Annotated in this window: 2 protein-coding genes and 1 pseudogene; 1 reads left to right on the top strand and 2 read right to left on the bottom strand. The window is 75.4% G+C overall.

Annotated features, from left to right (window positions below; translation table 11 throughout):
- Nucleotides 1–315: pseudogene (locus tag H5J33_RS31515) on the top strand (hypothetical protein); the annotation flags it as partial.
- A gap of 18 nt (nucleotides 316–333) precedes the next feature.
- On the opposite strand, the gene H5J33_RS31520 reads toward H5J33_RS31515, so the two are convergent.
- Nucleotides 334–1,164: an oxidoreductase gene (locus H5J33_RS31520; protein WP_181798167.1), complete on the bottom strand. Its 831-nt coding sequence runs from the start codon at nucleotides 1,162–1,164 to the stop codon at nucleotides 334–336.
- A gap of 103 nt (nucleotides 1,165–1,267) precedes the next feature.
- Nucleotides 1,268–2,143, bottom strand: a complete 876-nt coding sequence (locus H5J33_RS31525) for a RimK family alpha-L-glutamate ligase (protein WP_181798168.1) — start codon at nucleotides 2,141–2,143, stop codon at nucleotides 1,268–1,270.
- Between the last annotated feature and the right edge of the window lie 197 nt (nucleotides 2,144–2,340).

Here is a 2,340-nt window from a genome sequence, read left to right on the forward strand (position 1 = left end):
GGCGATCAGGAAGTAGCGCCAGTAGTCGGCGGGGTCTGCCACGAGTGGCTGGTGCGGGCGCCGCACGCGCCGGGCCCCCGCCTCGACACCCTGGAGGACCTGACGCCGTGGTCGTGCACGGTGGACGAGGCCGCCCGCGCCTTCGCCCCCGCCCGGCCGCTCCAGGGCACGGCCCCCACCCGGTCGGCCCTGGCCCTCACCGCACCGGACCGCGAGGGCGTACGGCACGAGCTGGTCGCCGAGTTCACCTGGGGCCTCCTCCAGCGGACGGCCGTCCGCGGCCGGACCGGCCACCGGGGTCCGACGCCCCGGTGACCGGCCCTCGCGTGGGGCCTACGCGTCGAAGCCGGTCGCCCGGGCCCGCTTCTCCCACTCGGTGACCTCCGCGCGGACCTGGTCGAGGTGGCCCAGGACCGCGTTCACCCCGTCGTCGCCCAGCGGCAGCCGCAGCGGGGTCCGCTCGGCCTCCAGCGCGGCCAGGATGACGGCCGCCGCCTTCGCCGGGTCGCCGGGCTGGCTGCCGTCGGCGCCGGAGACGAGCCCGCGGGTCTCGCTCACCTTGGGGTACACCCCGCTGTCGGGGCTGGCGCCGGCCCGTCCGGTGCCGAACAGGGAGGTCCGGAACGCGCCCGGCTCCACGATCAGCACCTTGATGCCGAAGCCGGCCACCTCGTCGGCGAGCGCCTCGGAGATGCCCTCCAGCGCGAACTTGGTGCCGCTGTACGCCCCGAAGCCCGCGAAGGACATCTGCCCGCCCATGCTGCTCATCTGCACGATCGCGCCCGAGCGCCGCTCGCGCATGTGCGGCAGCACCGCCCGCACCAGGGCGGTCGGCCCGAAGACGTGCAGTTCGAACAGGTCCCGCAGTTCCTGGTCCGTGGTCTCCTCGACGGCGCCGACGTGCGTGCGGCCCGCGTTGTTGACCAGCACGTCGATCCGGCCGTGCCGGGCCAGGACGTCCGCGACCGCCGCCTCGATCGAGGCGCCGTCCGTCACGTCGAGGCGCAGCGCCTCCACCTTGCCCGGGTGGGCGGCCACCAGGTCCGCCAGCGCCTCCGGGCGGCGGGCCGCGCCGGCCACCAGGTCACCGGCGGCGACGGCGGCCTCGGTGATCGCCCGGCCGAACCCGCTGCTCGCCCCCGTCACCAGCCATACCTTGGACACGTCAACTCCCCCGACCCGTCGTGATCTTGACGGGATCAGCCTGCGGCACGGGACCCCCGGGCGTCCAGCTGCGACGGCGAACCGTCCGGCAGGCGGACGGAGTTCAGCCCTCCCGGGCCGCCCGGAGGATCGCCTCCGTCACGCGGGGCAGGGAGTCCGGGTGCAGCCCGAGGAACAGGTTCGGTTCGACCAGCTCCAGTTCCATCAGGCGGGGTTCGCCGTCGTCGCCGTCGACCAGGTCCACGCGCGCGTACAGCAGCTCGGGTGTGCCCGGCACGGCGGCCAACGCCCTCTCGGCCACCGCGAGTTCGGCGGCGGTCGGCTGCCAGCGCACGAGACCGGGGTGGGCGACCTTGTCGGCGTCGTAGGGGGTGCCGGGGGCCAGCACGGCGCCCTTGCGGCTGGCGTGCAACAGCCGTCCGCCGAAGAACTGCAGGGCCCGCTCCCCGCGCACGTCGATGCCCGGCATGTACGGCTGCACCATCGCGGTGAAGCCCTCGGCGTGCATCCGGGCGAGCTGCCGCAGCGCGGTGTCGTGCTCGGCGGGGGTGTAGCGGGCGGCGAACCGGGCGCCCGCGCCCGAGGTCGGCTTGACGACGAACTCGTGGCCGGTGGGCAGGCCGGCCGTCTCGCCGGGGGCTATGTAGCGGGTGGGGACGGTGGGCACCCCGGCCGCCGCCAGCTCGCCGAGGTAGCGCTTGTCGGTGTTCCAGCGCACGACGGACGCCGGGTTGGCCAGCCGGGTCAGGGCGGCGGTGCGCTCCACCCAGGCGGCGAACTCGGCGGCCCGCCAGCTGTAGTCCCAGGTGGAGCGGATGACCACGAGGTCGTATCCGGCCCAGTCGGCCGCCGGGTCGTCCCAGTACCGGGCCTCCGCGTCGGCGCCGGCGTCCCTCAGCGCCCGCACCAGCACCGGCAGATCGGAGTCCTTGCCGGGTCCGGGGCCGGGGTCGTAGGTGGCGAGGGCGATACGGGGCACGGCGGGACTCCCTGTCGTACGCGGGTTCGATGAGGGTGCGGTGGCGAGGCTAACAAGGCCCGCCACGCGCCGTTGCGCTGGTGTAGGAAGGGCGCTGTCGTCCCCGGCAGCCGGCAGCGGCCGGCAGTAAGGAGTGCGCCGCGTGTCCTCTCTCTTCCCCGCCCTGGCGGACGGTCCCCGCGAGGGGGCCGCCCTGC

This window comes from Streptomyces sp. WELS2 (genome assembly GCF_013870595.1).
Taxonomy (GTDB): domain Bacteria; phylum Actinomycetota; class Actinomycetes; order Streptomycetales; family Streptomycetaceae; genus Streptomyces.